The following is a 15,925-nucleotide window of genomic DNA, read 5'->3' on the forward strand; positions in this document are numbered from 1 at the left end:
TGCTACCGTCCAATGGCATGCGGGAATCACAGACCAATCTGGTGGGCGATCTCCTGATCGACCTGGGTCGGCCCGGCGACGGCGCCTTGCACGAGCGGGTGAAGCGGGCGCTGCGCTCGGCGATCCGCAGTGGGCGGGTCGAGGTCGGCACCGCCCTGCCGCCCAGCCGGCAGCTCGCCGCTGACCTCGGCTGTTCCCGCTGGGCGGTGACGGAGGCGTACGGCCAGCTCGTGGCCGAGGGCTATCTGGAGGCCCGCAGCGGTTCCGCGACCCGGGTGCGCTGGTCCGGCGACCGGGACGGCGACTCCGAGCGGCCCGCGGCCGGCCGGGCTCCCGTGGCCCGTTTCGACCTCGCGCCGGGTCTGCCGGACCTGCGGGCCTTTCCGCGCCGCAGGTGGGCGGAGGCCGTACGCGCGCAGATGACGACCGTGGCGTTCACGGAGCTCGGCTACCCGCCGTCCGGCGGCCACCCGCGGCTGCGGCGACTGCTCGCCGAGTACCTGGGCCGTTCCCGTGGCGTCTCGACGACGGCGCAGGACGTGACGGTGTGCATGAGCGTGACCGACGGGGTGCGGCGCGTCTGCCATGCCCTGCGCGCCCAGGGCATCACCGCCGTGGGCTGTGAGGAGCCGGGCTGGACGCGGCTGCGCCAGGTCATCGGTGCCGCCGGTCTGGAGCCGGTGCCGGTCCGTGCGGACGACGGCGGTCTGCGCGTCGACGACCTCGTCGCACACGCCGGTCTGCGGGCCGTACTGGCGGCTCCGGCGCACCAGTTCCCGCTGGGGACGGTGCTCGTGCCCGAGCGGCGCGCGGCCCTGCTGGACTGGGCCCGCCGGGTGGACGGTGTCGTACTGGAGGACGACTACGACGCGGAGTTCCGCTACGACCGCCGACCGGTCGCGGCCCTGCAGGCCATGGACCCGTCCCGGGTCGTGCTGCTGAAGTCCCTGAGCAAGACCCTGTCCCCGGCGCTCGGCATCGGATGGCTGGTGGCGCCGCCCCGCTGGACCGACGCCCTGCACCGGACCGGCCAGGCGGCGACCCCGCCTCCGGTCCTCGACCAGCTCGCGTTCGCCGCCCTGCTGGAGTCGGGCGCCTACGACCGTCACCTGCGGGCCTGCCGCCGTCGTTACCGAGACCGGCGCGACGCGCTCGTGCGGGCCCTCGCCGAGCAGCTGCCCGGCACCCCCGTCTCCGGCATCGCGGCGGGACTCCACCTCATCCTGCGGCTGCCGGCCGACGTGGACACCGCGGCCGTGGTCAGGGCGGCGGCCGCCCGTTCACTGTCGGTCGCCGACCTCGCCGCCTATCACGCCACCGACGACCACGCCGATCACGGGCTGGTCCTCGGCTACGGCAACCTCGCCGACAGCATGGTGGAGCAGGCGGTACGCCACCTCCGTACGGCGATCGAGGCGAGCCGTTGACGGGGGTCCCGCGGTAATTCGGTGGCCTGGGCGGTGGCGGCCGGTTAGCGTCCCGGGGTGCATCAGCCCCTTCCTCCCCCGGTCCTGACCCCGTGAGCCTCAGCCGCACGTTCCTGGATGTACGGCCGCTCCGCTCCTCCCCCGTCTTCCGGCGACTGCTGTTCGGGCGCACGGTGTCCACGCTCGGCGGCTTCATGACCATGGTCACCGTCATGTACCAGGTCTGGGACATGACCCACAGCACGATCTGGAGCGGCGCGGTCGCTGTCGCGCAGGCGGTGCCGATGGTCGGGGTCAGCCTGTTCGCGGGCTCCTGGGTCGACCGGGCCGACCGGCGCCGGGTCTACCTCACGGGCACCGTCGGCTCGGCGGTCTGTTCCCTGCTGCTGACCGTGCAGGGCTTCGCGGGGCGCGCGCCGGTGGTCGTCGTCCTGCTGCTCGTCGCGGTGCAGACCTCCTTCGCCGCGCTGGGCGCGCCCGCCGCCGGCGTGTTCGTACCGCGGCTACTGCCCAAGGAGCAGGTGGCCGCCGGTCTCGCGCTCCAGCAGGCCACCGGCCAGGCGATGATGCTGGTCGGCCCGGCCGTCGCCGGGGTCGTGCTCGGCTGGTGGGGCATCGGCGTCTGCTATCTCCTCGACACCCTCAGCTTCACCATGTCCTTCTACGGCGCCTACGGGCTGCCCGCACTGCCGCCCGAGGGCGAGAAGTCCCGGCCCGGGGTGCACGGCGTCCTGGACGGCCTGCGCTTCCTGACCGGTCACCGGGTGGTGCGCGGCGCGCTCATAACGGACCTGGCCGCGACCGTGCTGTCCATGCCGGTGAGCCTGTTCCCCCTGGTCAACGAGGAACGCTTCGGCGGCGACCCGCGCACGCTCGGCCTGTTCCTGTCCGCGCTCGCCGTGGGCGGGGTCGCCGCGACGGTCTTCTCCGGGCCGGTCACCCGCCTGGCCCGGCCCGGTCCGGTGATGCTGTGCGCGGCGGCGACCTGGGGCGCGGCCCTGGCCCTGTTCGGCCTGACGACCAGTGCCTGGGCGGGCCTCGGCATGCTGGCCGTGGCCGGCGCGGCGGACTCCCTGTCCGTCCTCTCCCGCACCACCATCGTCCAGACCCACACCCCCGACGCCCTCCTCGGCCGCGTCACGGCCGCCGAGACGATCGTCGGCCAGGCGGGCCCCCACCTCGGCAACCTGCGCGGAGGTCTGGTCGCGGGCTGGAGCTCGGGCGTGACGGCTCTGATCACGGGTGGCCTGATGTGCGTGGCGGCGGTGACCTATGTGGGCGCGAGCACACCGGAGTTGCGGGCGGTTCCGGCCACGGACGAGGCGTGATCGCCGCGCACCCTCGCAGCCGCCCGGAAGGCTGTGCGCCGAGTGCGGGCCTCCTTCGTCAGCCGCCTCAGCCCCTCCGCGCCACGAACCCCGCCACCCGCTCCTCCAGCCGCTTCCGGCACCGCGGCCACTCCTCCGCCGTGATCGAGAAGATCGCCGAGTCCCGCAACCTCCCCTCCTCCCCCGGTGCCCAGGAGCGGGACCAGTTGCGCAGGACGCCCTCGAAGCGGGCGCCGACGCTTTCGATGGCCGCGCGGGAGCGGTCGTTGCGGGCGTCCGTCTTCAGGTCGACGCGGGAGACGTGCCACTCCTCGAAGGCGTGCCGGAAGAGCAGCAGCTTGGCCTCGGCGTTGATGCCCGTGCCCTGCGCCGGCCCCGCGAGCCAGGTGAAGCCGACCTCCACGGCGTCGAGCCGGTCGTCGGCCCGCCAGCAGCGTGGTTCCCAGTAGGAGGTAGCCCCCATCGCTCGCCCCGTCTCGACCGACACCTGCGCGTACGGGGCGAGGCTCCCGGTCGCCGCCCGCGCGAGCTGTGCGTCGATGTAGGCGCCGACCTCGGCGGCCCTGGGCACCCAGGTGAACTCGTACGTACCGCGGTTCTCCTCCGCCGCCACGGCCAGGTCCGCCGCATGTGTGTGGTCCAGTGGTTCCAGGCGTACCAACTCGCCTGTCAGTACCGGCCCTTCCAGTTGGAAACCCACTGCCCGATCAACTCCCGATGCCCTGTCGCAACTCCGCGAACGCCTCGTGGAAACCGGGGAAAGTCTTCCGTACGCAGCCGGGGTCGTCGAACGAGATTCCCGGTACCCGCAGGCCGGTGACCGCGAAGGACATGACGATGCGGTGGTCGCCGTAGGACGTCACCCGGGCTCCAGCGGGAGCGGCGTGCGGGTGGATCTCGATCCAGTCCGGGCCCGTGGCCACCGTCACGCCCAGCCGCCGCAGGTTCTCCGCGCAGGCCTCCAGGCGGTCGCACTCCTTGACCCGGGTGTTCGCGACGTCCTCGATGCGGACAGGGGCGGACGCGAAGGGCGCGATCGCCGCCAGGGTCGGCATGGTGTCCGAGATGTCCCGCATGTTGACGGTCAGGCCACGCAGTTCGCCCGTGCCCCGGACCGTGGTGGCGTCGGCGCCGACGGACACCTCCGCGCCCATCCGCCGCAGCACGTCCACGAAGCCGAGGTCGCCCTGGAGCGCGCCCGTGCCCAGGCCGGGGACCGTCACCTCGGCGCCCGGCGTGATCGCCGCCGCCGCGAAGAAGTAGCTCGCCGTGGACGCGTCCGGCTCGATCGCGTAGGTCGTGGCGCGGTAGCCGCCCGGCGGGACCACGAAGACGTCGCCGTCCCTCACGACCTCCACCCCGAACTCGCGCATCATCGCGATGGTGATCTCGACGTACGGCGCCGACACCAGGTCCGTGACGCGGATCCGCAGGCCCCGGCGGGTCAGGGGGCCCAGCAGCAGGAGCGCGGTGAGGTACTGGGAGGACTGGCCCGCGTCCAGGACCACGTCTCCGCCCTCGACGCCCGCCGCCCGCACGGTCAGCGGATGGTGGCCCTCCGCCTCTTCGTGCCGCAGGTCCACGCCCAGGTCGCGCAGCGCACGCGACAAGGGCAGCAGAGGACGCCTGCGCATCTGCGGCGACGCGTCGAAGCGGTACATGCCGTGGCCCGCGGCCACCAGGGTGGGCAGGAAGCGGGCCGTCGTCGCGCCGTCACGGCAGTACACGTCCGCGTCGGTGACCGCCGGTCCCTCGGGGCGGCCGTCCACCTGCCAGGCGTCCGGAGCACGGCCGACCCGATAGCCGAGCCGTACCAGGCCCTCGGCGAAGCCCTCCGAGTCGTCCGAACGGAGCGGGCGCACAAGGGTGGTGACCCCGTCGGCCGCGGCGGCCAGGAAGAGGGCGCGGGCGGTGATGGACTTCGAACCGGGCAGGGAGAGGGACTGCGGGGCGGGCGCGTGGGCTGCGGGCATACCCGTCATGATCGCCCCACGGCGGCCTCCGGTGCGCGCACGTCCAGGGGATGGACCCCGCCCGGTGGTCAGCGTGGGCGGCGCTTCCAGCGGTCGTCCGGCAGGGGCGCCCTGCGGTTCGTCTGCTCCTGGATCTCGTAGTACGAGTCCGCCGCCGTGCCGTGCCACACCTCGTCGTGTGCCGCAAGCGCCCCGCGCAGGCCCGCGCCCGCCGTTCCGCGGCGACGGACATGCCGGGCGAGCAGGGTGAAGAGGGCCAGGGTGACGGCGAGTCCGGCGAGGACGGCCAGGAACGGCAGCGACTGGCTCATCCAACGACCGTACGCCGGGGGCGCGGACAGTCCAAGATGTCGGCTCATCCGTCCCGTCGGCCCCGGCCGCACCAACTTCGGGAAATCGGGCCCGAGCCGGGAACCCCGCCCCGTCCCCGCTCGTCCAATGCGCAAGCTGCCGGAGAGTCACCGTAGTGCGGCGTCGGCCTCGCTGCTGGCTGCGATCGCTGACCAAACCCTCTCCTCCGTACTGCGGCCGGCAGCACACGCCGCCATCGGCGCGCCCCCCTCCACAGCGCCGATGGCGGCGTCCCATGCGCCCTGTGGGTGCCGCGTTACTGTGCACTTCCTTGACTGGCGGAAACTTCCCGGTTATTGGTGACTTCTCGGAAGTTTCCTTCAGCGGATCACCTCCGGAAGGAGCACACGTGCCCTCCAGACGTACCGTCCTCGCCGCGACAGCAGGCGTCGCCGCCACTCTCGCCGTGAGCGGGACCGCCTCCGCGGACGACAAGCAGGACGACAAGAAGCTCCGCTCCCTCATCGCCCGGATGACCCTCCCGGAGAAGGTCGGCCAGCTCTTCGTGATGCGGGTCTACGGCCACTCCGCCACCGCCCCCGACCAGGCGGACATCGACGCCAACCTCCAGGAGATCGGCGTCCGTACGGCCGCCGAGATGATCGCGAAGTACCGGGTGGGCGGGATCATCTACTTCACCTGGGCGCACAACACCCGTGATCCGCACCAGATCGCCGACCTGTCCGACGGGATCCAGCGGGCGTCCCTGCGACAGCCACGCGGGCTGCCCGTCGTCATCTCCACCGACCAGGAGCACGGGATCGTGTGCCGGGTCGGCGCGCCCGCCACGCTCTTCCCCGGCGCGATGGCGATCGGCGCCGGTGGCTCGCGCACGGACGCCCGTGTCCTCGGCCAGGTCGCCGGGCAGGAGCTCCGGGCCGTCGGCATCCGGCAGAACTACTCCCCCGTGGCCGACGTCAACGTCAACCCGGCCAACCCGGTCATCGGCGTGCGCTCCTTCGGGGCCGAGCCCCAGGCGGTCGCCGGACTCGTCGCCGCGGAGGTCAGGGGGTACCAGGGCGCCGGGGTCGCGGCGACCGCCAAGCACTTCCCGGGGCACGGCGACACCGCCGTCGACAGCCACTACGGCTTCCCGGTCATCACCCACAGCCGGGAACTGTGGGAGAAACTGGACGCCGTGCCCTTCCGGGCCGCGATCCGCGCCGGAATCGACTCGGTCATGACCGCGCACATCCAGTTCCCGGCCCTCGACCCCTCCGGCGACCCGGCCACCCTCTCCCACCCGATCCTCACCGGGATCCTGCGCGGCGAACTCGGCTACGACGGGGCCGTCGTCACGGACTCCCTGGGCATGGAGGGCGTCCGGCAGAAGTACGGCGACGACCGCGTCCCCGTCCTCGCCCTCAAGGCCGGCGTCGACCAGCTCCTCAACCCACCCTCCCTGGACGTCGCGTGGAACGCCGTCCTCAGAGCCGTGCAGGACGGCGAGCTCACCGAGGCGCGGCTCGACGAGTCGATCCTGCGGATCCTTCGGCTCAAGGCACGGCTGCGGCTGTTCGAGGCGCCGTACGTCGGCCAGGGCGGTGTCACCCGGACCGTCGGCACCCCGGCGCACCTCGCGGCGGCCGACCGGATCGCCGGGCGGACGACGACGCTGCTGGTCAACGAGAAGCGGCTGCTGCCCCTTTCCCGGCGCACCCATCGCAAGCTGCTCGTCGTGGGCGCCGACCCGGCCTCCCCGTCCGGCACGACGGGCCCGCCCACCGGAGTCCTCGCCGCCGCCCTCACCGAACTGGGCTTCACGGCCACCGCCCTGTCGACCGGTACGGCACCCTCGGCGGACACCGTCGCCCGGGCCGTCGGCGCCGCTCGGCAGGCGGACGCGGTGATCGTGGGGACGTACAACATCACGCCCGCCCAGCAGGCCCTCGTCGAGCAGCTCGTGGCGACCGGGAGGCCGGTGGTCGCGGTCGCGATCCGCAATCCCTACGACGTGGCCCACCTGCCCACCGTCCCGGCCTGCCTGGCGTCCTACTCCTGGACCGACGTCGAACTGCGGGCCGCGGCACGGGTGATCGCGGGGAGGACGGCACCGCACGGGAAGCTGCCGGTGCCGGTGCAGCAGGTGGACGATCCGGCGAAGGTGCTGTACCCGGTCGGGTACGGGCTGTCGTACGACCGATAGCGCACGGGGCGTAGTCGCCGTACGGCGCGCACGCCGCGCACCACCCCCGAAAGGCGCAAAGGACCCCACACGTCTGGCGTGGCCCCGCCGCGACGGTCACGCTGGACGACGGGGGTAGTCCGGGGGGATTGCAATGCGCGAGAAGTGTTCCACGGGGGTGGTGTGCGTCCTGCTGGCGCTGCTCGCCGCCCTGTTGACGGGGTGTACCCAGCAGGCGGCCGGCACCGACGGCGGCGGTCGGTCCGGCGGCGCCGCCTCGGTCTCGTCGTCCGCCGGCCGGGCCTCCGGTTTCGGCGCGGTGTTCCTCGCGGTCGACGAGTGCAGCTCCTTCGGCAAGACCAGCTTCACCGAGGTGCCCTGCACCGGTGAGCGGGCGGCGGCGCGGGTCGTGGCCCGGCACGACGGCACGACCGCCGGCGGACCGCCCTGCCCGGCGACCACCGACTTCGTGCTGCACATCAGCGAGCAGAGCCAGATCTCCGACGAGGACGGCGACGGGGCGGTGCCGCAGGGGTACGCCTGCATGCGCAATCTGGAGTCACCGCATCCGGGTGACCCCGGCGGCGGGGGCGGGCCGCGGACCATCGTCGGCGACTGTGTGTACGGCTCGGGCAGCGGACAGGTCCGCGAGACCGCGTGCGACGGCAAGGGCGCGAGGAAACCGCAGTACAAGGTGGTGAAGGCGGTCGCCGAGCGCAGCGGCTGCCCCCTGTCGACGGCCCTGTACGTCCAGCTCGGCGGGGCCCGGCCGGTGGGGTGCGCCCGGCCGCTGTGAGCGGCGACCGGGCGCGGTGCGAGAACAACCGACGAGCGGATCAGTGCCGCAGCGTGGGCTCCCTCTCCACGTCCGGCACGTCCAGCTTCTTGTCGAACGTCGCGAGCGGCTTCGCCCGGGCGACGGCCGCGTCGGAGACGCCCGCCCAGTCGAGGATCCTGGCCGTGGCCAAGGCCTTCTGGTCGGCGACCAGACCGGCGACGTTCGCGCCGTGGTTCATGCCGGGCGCGGTGAAGACGTACGAGTCCTTCGCCCCCTTGCCGACGCGGAAACGTTCCGCGCCCCACGGGTCGTTCTGGCCGTAGACGTAGAGCATGTGCTGGGCGTTGTTGTGCACCCAGTTGTCCACGTCCCGCATCGCGTACGGCTGGAACTTCGTCGGGATGTCCCTCGGGACGAAGTTGCGCGGCGGCTGGTAGCCGTAGCGGACGTACTTCTTCTCGATGTGCGGGAAGCGGATCGTCGGGGCGCCGAGCTGGGTGGCCGCCTGGTAGTAGTACGGCGTGTACGGCGCCAGGCCCTGGTCGGTGTAGAAGGAGAACCCGGAGATCGTGTCGATCGAGTTCCAGATCTGGTCGTCGGTCGCGGCCTTGGCGTCGGGCGGGACCAGTTCGTCGTCGGCGCAGTTGGCGAGCAGGTTGTACTGCCAGAACCCCCACACGTAGTCGAGGACGACCGCCTCGTACGCCTTGTCGAGGCTGCCGACCGTGGAGAAGGTGAAGCCCTCGTCGGCCGCGTACTGGGCGTACTTCTTCTCCAGCGGCTCCCGGCGGACCAACGCCTCGCGCTGCACCGCGTTCAGGCGGTCGCGGCACTCCTTGGTGCCGACGGCCTCGAAGAAGCGGTCGTAGGCGGAGTCCTCGTTGTTGACCACGTCGTTGGGGGCGACGTACGCGACGACGCCGTCCATGTCACGCGGGTAGAAGCGCTCGAAGTAGGTGGCGGTCATACCGCCCTTGGAGCCGCCCGTGGCGATCCAGTTCCTGGTGTAGATCTTCTTCAGCGCCTTGAAGACGCGGTGCTGGTCGCTGGCGGCCTGCCAGATGTCCAGCTTGCTCCAGTTCGCAGGGGCCGGCCGGGAGGGCGTGAAGAAGCGGTACTCCAGGGAGACCTGGTTGCCGTCCACGATCCGGGTCGGCTCGCTGCGGCCGGGGTTCGTGGAGACGTTGTAGCCGCTGGTGTAGAACACCGTCGGGCGGCTGACGTCCTTGTGCAGCACGGTGATCCGCTGCTGGAACGTGCCCTTGGACGGATGCCGGTGGTCGACCGGCTGGGTGTAACCGAGGACGAAGTAGCGGTACCCGGTGTACGGCTTCTCCTCGATGAGGCTCATCCCCGGGATGGAGAGCAGTTGGTCCTTGATGTCGGTGGTGGCACCGGTGCCGTAGGCCTCCGGTTCGGCGGCGGTGGCCGCTCCGGCCGTACCGATCGTGCCGATGAGCACGACCAGCGTGAGAAGCCATCTGAGCGCCTTGCGCATGCACCCTCCCCTGTGTGTACAGATGTGCGCCGGACGCTAGCGTCGCAAGTCCGGTCCGCACCAGGGGAGATGGCCTCATCGTGGGGAAAACCCTGTGGGAATTCTGTGACTCGGAGCCGGATCTCAGATCCGGATCCAGCCCTCGGAGTCGAACTTCCCTCGGCCCACCTCGCCCTTCACCCACACCTTGCGCTGCCCGGCGTGCACGGTGACGGGGCCGGCCCGGTACTTGAACCGCCCGGCGTCCTCGACCGGCCGGAGCCCGTACGCGCGCAGGCTCACCCGCATGTGCTGCCGGGGCCCGACACGCTTGGGCAGGGTGACCGCGCACACGTATCCGCCCCGCTTGTACACCTCCACGGTGCCGGTGGAGAACGGGAAGGACCGGACCTTGCGCCCCCCGCACGACGCGGGCGCGGCCTGCGCCTGGTCCGGCACGGCCACCCCGATCAGTCCGGACACCGTCAGAGCGGCCAGCCCCACCGCCAGCCGCCGTATCGCTCCACTCTTCACTGCCGTCCCTCCCGCAACCCTCGGGCGTACGGGTGTACGGACGCAGGACATGTGTCGGACGGTTGCACGACCGTCAGCGAGACACCTCTGCCGGCTCCCCCACGAACGTCCGCCACAGCGAGGCGTATCGGCCGTCCCGCGCGAGCAGTTCGTCATGGGTGCCGTCCTCCACCACCCGGCCGTGGTCCATCACCACGACCCGGTCGGCGCGGGCCGCCGTGGTCAGGCGGTGGGCCACGACGAGGGTTGTACGACGGCCCGCGAGACGGTCGGTGGCCTGGTTGACCTGGGCCTCCGTGGCGAGGTCGAGGGCTGCCGTGGCCTCGTCGAGAAGCAGGATGTCCGGGTCGACCAGCTCCGCGCGGGCCAGCGCGATCAGCTGGCGCTGCCCCGCCGAGAGGTTGCGGCCGCGCTCGGCGACCTCGTGGAGGTAGCCGCCCTCCAGCGTGGCGATCATCTCGTGGGCGCCGACCGCGCGGGCCGCCGCCTCCACCTCGGCGTCGGTGGCGTCCGGGCGGCCGTAGGCGATGGCGTCGCGGACGGTGCCCTGGAAGAGGTACGCCTCCTGCGGGACCACGCCGAGGCGGTGCCGGTAGGAGGTGAGGTCCAGGGTGCGCAGGTCGGTGCCGTCGACCGTGACCCGGCCGCCGGTCGGGTCGTAGAACCGGGCCACCAGCTTGACCAGGGTGGACTTGCCCGCGCCCGTCTCGCCGACGAAGGCGACCGTCTGCCCGGCGGGGATCCTCAACTCGATGCCGCCGAGGGCCTCTTCGTCGTCCGCGTAGGCGAAGTGCACGTCCTCGAAGGCGACTTCGCCGCGCAGGGACAGGACCTCCAGCGGCTCGTCGGTCGCCTTCGTGGACGTCGGCTCCTGGAGCAGCTCCTGGATGCGGCCCAGCGAGACGGTCGCCTGCTGGTAGCCGTCGAAGACCTGCGAGAGCTGCTGGACCGGGGCGAAGAACAGGTCGATGTAGAGGAGGTAGGCCACCAGGGCGCCGGTCGTCAGGGTCGCCGCGTCCACCCGGCCCGCGCCCGCGATCAGTACGGCCGCCGCGGCCACCGAGGAGAGCAGCTGGACGAAGGGGAAGTACACCGAGATCAGCCACTGGCCGCGGATGCGGGCCTGGCGGTAGCTGTCGCTGCGTTCCGCGAACCGCGCCCCGCCGTCCTGCTCGCGCCGGAACGCCTGCACGATCCTGAGCCCGGACACCGACTCCTGGAGGTCGGCGTTGACCGACGCGACGCGCTCACGGGCGAGTTCGTAGGCCTTCACGCTCGCCTTGCGGAAGAAGTACGTGGCCACGACCAGCGGCGGCAGGGTCGCGAAGACGACCAGAGCCAGCTGTACGTCGATCACCAGCAGGGCGACCATGATGCCGAAGAAGGTGACGACCGAGACGAACGCCGTGACCAGACCGGTCTGCAGGAACGTCGAGAGGGCGTCGACGTCCGTCGTCATCCTCGTCATGATCCGGCCCGTCAACTCCCGCTCGTAGTAGTCGAGTCCGAGCCGCTGGAGCTGGGCGAAGATCTTCAGCCGGAGGGAGTAGAGGACCCGTTCCCCCGTGCGTCCGGTCATGCGGGTCTCGCCGATCTGCGCCGCCCACTGGACGCCCACCGCGAGGAGGGCGAGGAGGGACGCCGTCCAGATCGCGGCCATGGCCGCCTTCGAGACACCGTCGTCGATGCCGTGCCGGATCATCACCGGGAGCAGCAGGCTCATCCCGGCGTCCACGGCGACCAGGCCCAGGCTGATCAGCAGCGGGGCGCCGAAGCCTCGCAGCAGCCGCCGCAGGCCGTAGGACTCCTCGGGCGTGACCGCGCGTGCCTCGTCGATGTCCGGGGTGTCCGTCGCCGGGGGCAACGCGTCGACCTCGGCGAGGAGTTCGGGGGTGGCCGGGGTGCCGGCGAGCGCCGCGTCCCTGGGCTCTCGGTCCCCGGTCCACAGGCGGGGCGTGACACCGCGTTCGGCGTCGAACTCGGCGTCCAGCTCGTCGCGTACGGAGGTGTCCTCCTGTACGGCGACCGGGCGGGCGTGGCCCGGGGAGACACCGCCGAGGCCGTCGGGGTCGGTGAGCAGACGGCGGTAGAGGGCCGAGCGCTTCTCCAGCTCGGCGTGGGTGCCGAGGTCGGCGAGGCGGCCGTTCTCCAGGACGGCGATGCGGTCGGCGAGGTTGAGGGTGGAGCGGCGGTGGGCGATGAGGAGGGTCGTGCGGCCCTCCATGACCTGCTTGAGGGCCTCGTGGATCTCGTGTTCGACCTTGGCGTCCACGGCGGAGGTGGCGTCGTCCAGGACCAGCAGGCGCGGGTCGGTGAGGATCGCGCGGGCCAGTGCGACGCGCTGGCGCTGGCCGCCGGAGAGGGTGAGGCCGTGTTCGCCGACCGTGGTGGCGTAGCCCTTGGGGAGCTCGGCGATGAAACGGTCCGCCTGGGCGGCCCTGGCGGCTTCCTCGACCTGGGCGTCCGTCGCGTCCGGACGGCCGTACGCGATGTTGTTGCGGACCGTGTCGGAGAAGAGGAAGGAGTCCTCGGGGACCAGGCCGATCGCGGCCCGCAGCGAGTCGAGGGTGAGCTCGCGGACGTCGTGGCCGCCGATGAGGACGGCGCCGTGGGTGACGTCGTAGAAGCGCGGCAGGAGGAGGGAGACGGTGGACTTGCCGGAGCCGGAGGAGCCGACGACGGCGAGGGTCTCACCGGGGCGGATCTGGAAGCTCAGCCCGTCGAGAACCGGGCGCTGGTCGTCGTAGCCGAAGGACACGTCGTCGAACTCGACGGTGGCCGGTGCGTCGGCGGGCAGCTCCTTGGTGCCGCCCGTCAGGTACGGCTCGGTGTCGATCAGCTCCAGGACGCGCTCGGTGCCCGCGCGGGCCTGCTGGCCGACCGTGAGGACCATGGCGAGCATCCGGACCGGGCCGACGAGCTGGGCCAGGTAGGTGGAGAAGGCGACGAAGGTGCCGAGGGTGATGTGCCCGCGGACGGCGAGCCAGCCGCCCAGCGCGAGCATCGCGACCTGGCCGAAGGCCGGGACGGCCTGAAGGGCCGGGGTGTACCGGGAGTTGAAGCGGATCGTGCGCAGCCGGCCCGCGAAGAGGCGGCGGCCGACCTCCCTGAGCTTCCCGGTCTCCTGGTCCTCCTGCCCGAAGCCCTTCACCACGCGTACGCCGCTGACGGCGCCGTCGACCACGCCCGCGACGGCGGCGGCCTGGGCCTGGGCGTACCAGGTGGCGGGGTGCAGCTTGGAGCGGGAGCGCTTGGCGATCCACCACAGGGCCGGGGCGACCGCCACGGCGACCAGGGTGAGCGGGATGGAAAGCCAGGCCATCACGGCCAGGGAGATCACGAAGAGGGCGAGGTTGCCGATCGTCATCGGCAGCATGAAGAGCAGGCCCTGGATCAGCTGGAGGTCGCTGGTGGCTCGGCCGACGACTTGGCCGGTGGACAGCTCGTCCTGGCGGCGGCCGTCGAGGCGGGTGATCGTGCCGAACATCTCGGTCCGCAGGTCGTGCTGCACGTCGAGGGCGAGCCGGCCGCCGTAGTAGCGGCGGACGTAGGTGAGGGCGTAGACGAGGACGGCGGCCACGACAAGGGCTCCGGCCCAGGGCGCCATGTCACGGCTGTGATCGCCGATGACGTCGTCGATGATCACCTTGGTGATCAGGGGGACGACGGCCATGACGGCCATGCCGGCGAGGGAGGAGCCCAGGGCCAGGACGACGTCCTTGGGGTAGCGCCAGGCGTACCCGGCCAGTCGTCGTGCCCATCCCCGTTGCGGATCCACGCGGGTGTCCTCCGTCGCTCAGAAGCCCTGATCTACCGGAAGGCACCAACACGGACCGAAGCGGATTTCATCCCTCCGCAACAAATCCGGGGTCAGACCCGGACCCGCAGGTAGTAGAACCGCGTCGTCTGCACCGCGTTCTGGTTGTCGTCACTCACCAGGAGCACCTTGAGGCGACCCTTGTCGTGGCCCGTGACCGTCATGCCCTCGATGTTGTCGAGGAGGGGGTTCGGCTGGGGCTGCTTCGCCGTGGCGCCCAGGGCCGGGCAGCTCGCGATGTCCGTGAGCAGGGTCTTCCTGATGAGGCGCACGTCGGTCTGGCCGGTCAGGTTCTCGACTCCGGCCGTGTCCGTGGCGCGGCGGGGGTCGGCCAGGTAGAGGCGGACCGTGTTGCCGACGCCGGAGGTGAAGCCGCGTTCCAGCACCAGGAGGCGGCCGTCCGGGAGGGCCTGGACCTCGGGGACGCCGAGGAAGGCGGCGTCGGTGCGGTACGCGTACTGGGCGCCGGGCTTCCAGCTCTTCCCGTGCCGCTGCCAGGTCTGGAAACGGACGATGCCGGCCGTGTCGCCGGAGAGCGCGTACTCCATGGAGGCAAGGAGGGTGCGGCCACCGTTCATGAGGGTCAGGCCCTCGAAGGTCTGGTTCGACGTGGCGCGGCCGGCCGGGGCCACCTGGAGGGAGGCCGGGACGGGGAGGCGGCCGAGGATCCTGCCGTCCTTCGAGTACCGGCGGATCGACGGCTCGGTCTCCGACGTGACCAGGCGGGTGCCGTCCCGGTCGACCACCAGGCCCTCGGAGTCCAGCGCGGCGCCGTTCTCGTCGGCGAGCGGGACGACCGACGTCGGCGCGAGGGTCCGCGCGTCCAGGCCGAAGAGGGCGGAACGGTCCGACAGAGCGACGAGCGAGCCGTCCCGGTCCACCGCGAGCGCGGAGAGGTTGCCGACGAAGGTGCCGTCGTACGTCGTCTTGTCGAGCGCGTCGGAGAAGCGGTCGAGGGTGACGGACGGCGAGCAGACGTGGCTCACTGGAGCCAGGGCCGGGGCCGAGGCGACGGCAGGTCCTGCCGTCAGGCAGGTCGCCGCCGCCAGGGCCGCGGTGGTGGTCGCGAGTACGGTTCTCAGCTGCATGGACGTCACCGTAGGGCGGCACGGTGACGTGCGGGGGTCCGTGTCATGAAGGGCCGTCCCGCCGCGTCCGGCCTCGCACCGCGGTGCGAGGCCGGACGGTGTCCGCGAACCGACCGGCGGCACCATGGAGCGGCACGATGACGTGCGCGGGTCCGGCAGGCGTCAGCTCGCCGCGAGATCCCGGTGAACGGCCTTCGCGACACCCTGGATCGTCGTGATGCCGTAGTTCATGGTGCTGTTGCCGTGGGTGAGCACCGTGATCGTGTAGTCGTGGCCGCCGCCCGTGAAGGTGCCGACGCTGTGCACCCGCCAGCCGTGCGTGGAGCGCTGCAGCCAGCCGTTCTTGACGTGCACCGCGATGCCCGACCCGGCGCCGTACGGGGTGCCCCAGCGCTGCGACGAGATGACCTGGCCCATCAGCTTGAGGATGTAGGCGCGCGAGTTGTCGCTCAGGACGGTGTTCTTCGCGCTGACCAGCTTGAGCAGCTTCTGCTCGTCGGTGACGGTGATCTGCGTCAGGCCCCAGTAGTTGTTCGCCCCCGGCTTGGTCTGGGTCATGCCGGCCGCGGTGAGGAAGCCCTTGATCTTCGTCAGGCCGAGCTGCTTCCACAGCTTGCTGGTCGCGTCGTTGTCCGACTTGGTGATCATGGCCTTGGCGAGGGTGTTCTCGGTGGCGGTCAGATACCTGTCGTGCTTCTTGGCATCCCACAGCAGCGTGGCGAGGACGGTCACCTTGACGACGCTCGCGGAGTCGTAGGCGGTGGAGGCCCTGAGGGTGCAGGTGGTCTTCGTCGTGCGGTCGTAGACGCCCACGGCGATCGTGCCCGAGCGGTTCGTGACGGCGGACGTGATGTCCCGCTTGAGTTTGTCGGCGAGGCCCGCCTTGGCGGACGTGCAGCTGACGGCCGGTGCGGTCGCGGCGGCGGCCGGCGTGGCGACGGCGACGCTCGCGGCCAGCGCGCCCGCGGCGATCCATTTCCTGTGTCTGAATATCCCCCGTGTCATGCCCAGTTGACTTTCGGACAGG

12 protein-coding genes are annotated in these 15,925 nt (G+C 71.7%); 4 read left to right on the plus strand and 8 right to left on the minus strand.

Annotated elements, in window-relative coordinates; genetic code table 11:
* The first annotated feature begins 17 nt into the window (after positions 1-17).
* Both pdxR and OHT57_RS19085 read left to right on the plus strand, forming a co-directional pair.
* Positions 18-1,427, plus strand: coding sequence for a MocR-like pyridoxine biosynthesis transcription factor PdxR (gene pdxR / locus OHT57_RS19080; protein ID WP_328747643.1), 1,410 nt, complete (start codon positions 18-20; stop codon positions 1,425-1,427).
* A gap of 92 nt (positions 1,428-1,519) precedes the next feature.
* On the plus strand, positions 1,520-2,755 hold the full coding sequence (locus OHT57_RS19085; protein WP_328747644.1) for an MFS transporter: 1,236 nt from the start codon (positions 1,520-1,522) through the stop codon (positions 2,753-2,755).
* A gap of 67 nt (positions 2,756-2,822) precedes the next feature.
* Here OHT57_RS19085 and OHT57_RS19090 read toward each other — a convergent pair whose 3' ends face one another.
* The 3 genes from OHT57_RS19090 to OHT57_RS19100 are packed head-to-tail and all read right to left on the minus strand — an operon-like array spanning position 2,823 to position 5,039.
* Positions 2,823-3,455 (minus strand): GNAT family N-acetyltransferase, encoded by a 633-nt coding sequence (locus OHT57_RS19090; protein ID WP_328747646.1) that lies wholly within the window; start codon positions 3,453-3,455, stop codon positions 2,823-2,825.
* Between the two features lie 7 nt (positions 3,456-3,462).
* Complete coding sequence (aroA, locus tag OHT57_RS19095; protein ID WP_443053463.1) at positions 3,463-4,737, minus strand: 3-phosphoshikimate 1-carboxyvinyltransferase; 1,275 nt, start codon at positions 4,735-4,737, stop codon at positions 3,463-3,465.
* A gap of 59 nt (positions 4,738-4,796) precedes the next feature.
* Positions 4,797-5,039 carry a hypothetical protein gene (locus OHT57_RS19100; protein ID WP_328747650.1) on the minus strand — a complete coding sequence of 81 codons (243 nt, stop codon included), beginning with the start codon at positions 5,037-5,039 and terminating at the stop codon, positions 4,797-4,799.
* Between the two features lie 389 nt (positions 5,040-5,428).
* On the opposite strand from OHT57_RS19100, the gene OHT57_RS19105 reads away from it, so the two are divergent.
* Both OHT57_RS19105 and OHT57_RS19110 read left to right on the plus strand, forming a co-directional pair.
* A complete protein-coding gene (locus OHT57_RS19105) occupies positions 5,429-7,225 on the plus strand; it encodes a glycoside hydrolase family 3 protein (RefSeq protein ID WP_328747651.1) in 1,797 nt (598 codons plus the stop codon).
* Between the two features lie 133 nt (positions 7,226-7,358).
* Complete coding sequence (locus OHT57_RS19110; protein ID WP_328747652.1) at positions 7,359-8,000, plus strand: hypothetical protein; 642 nt, start codon at positions 7,359-7,361, stop codon at positions 7,998-8,000.
* A gap of 40 nt (positions 8,001-8,040) precedes the next feature.
* Here OHT57_RS19110 and OHT57_RS19115 read toward each other — a convergent pair whose 3' ends face one another.
* From OHT57_RS19115 to OHT57_RS19135, 5 genes are all read right to left on the minus strand, one after another.
* Positions 8,041-9,480: a S28 family serine protease gene (locus OHT57_RS19115; RefSeq protein ID WP_328747653.1), complete on the minus strand. Its 1,440-nt coding sequence runs from the start codon at positions 9,478-9,480 to the stop codon at positions 8,041-8,043.
* A 123-nt stretch (positions 9,481-9,603) separates the two neighbouring features.
* Positions 9,604-9,993, minus strand: a complete 390-nt coding sequence (locus tag OHT57_RS19120; protein ID WP_328747655.1) for a hypothetical protein — start codon at positions 9,991-9,993, stop codon at positions 9,604-9,606.
* Positions 9,994-10,066: 73 nt separating this feature from the next.
* Positions 10,067-13,771 (minus strand): ABC transporter ATP-binding protein, encoded by a 3,705-nt coding sequence (locus OHT57_RS19125; protein WP_328747657.1) that lies wholly within the window; start codon positions 13,769-13,771, stop codon positions 10,067-10,069.
* A 92-nt stretch (positions 13,772-13,863) separates the two neighbouring features.
* Complete coding sequence (locus OHT57_RS19130) at positions 13,864-14,898, minus strand: esterase-like activity of phytase family protein (RefSeq protein WP_328747658.1); 1,035 nt, start codon at positions 14,896-14,898, stop codon at positions 13,864-13,866.
* Between the two features lie 162 nt (positions 14,899-15,060).
* Positions 15,061-15,903: a serine hydrolase gene (locus OHT57_RS19135; protein ID WP_328747659.1), complete on the minus strand. Its 843-nt coding sequence runs from the start codon at positions 15,901-15,903 to the stop codon at positions 15,061-15,063.
* Positions 15,904-15,925: the final 22 nt, after the last annotated feature.

Source organism: Streptomyces sp. NBC_00285 (assembly GCF_036174265.1).
Lineage (GTDB): Bacteria > Actinomycetota > Actinomycetes > Streptomycetales > Streptomycetaceae > Streptomyces.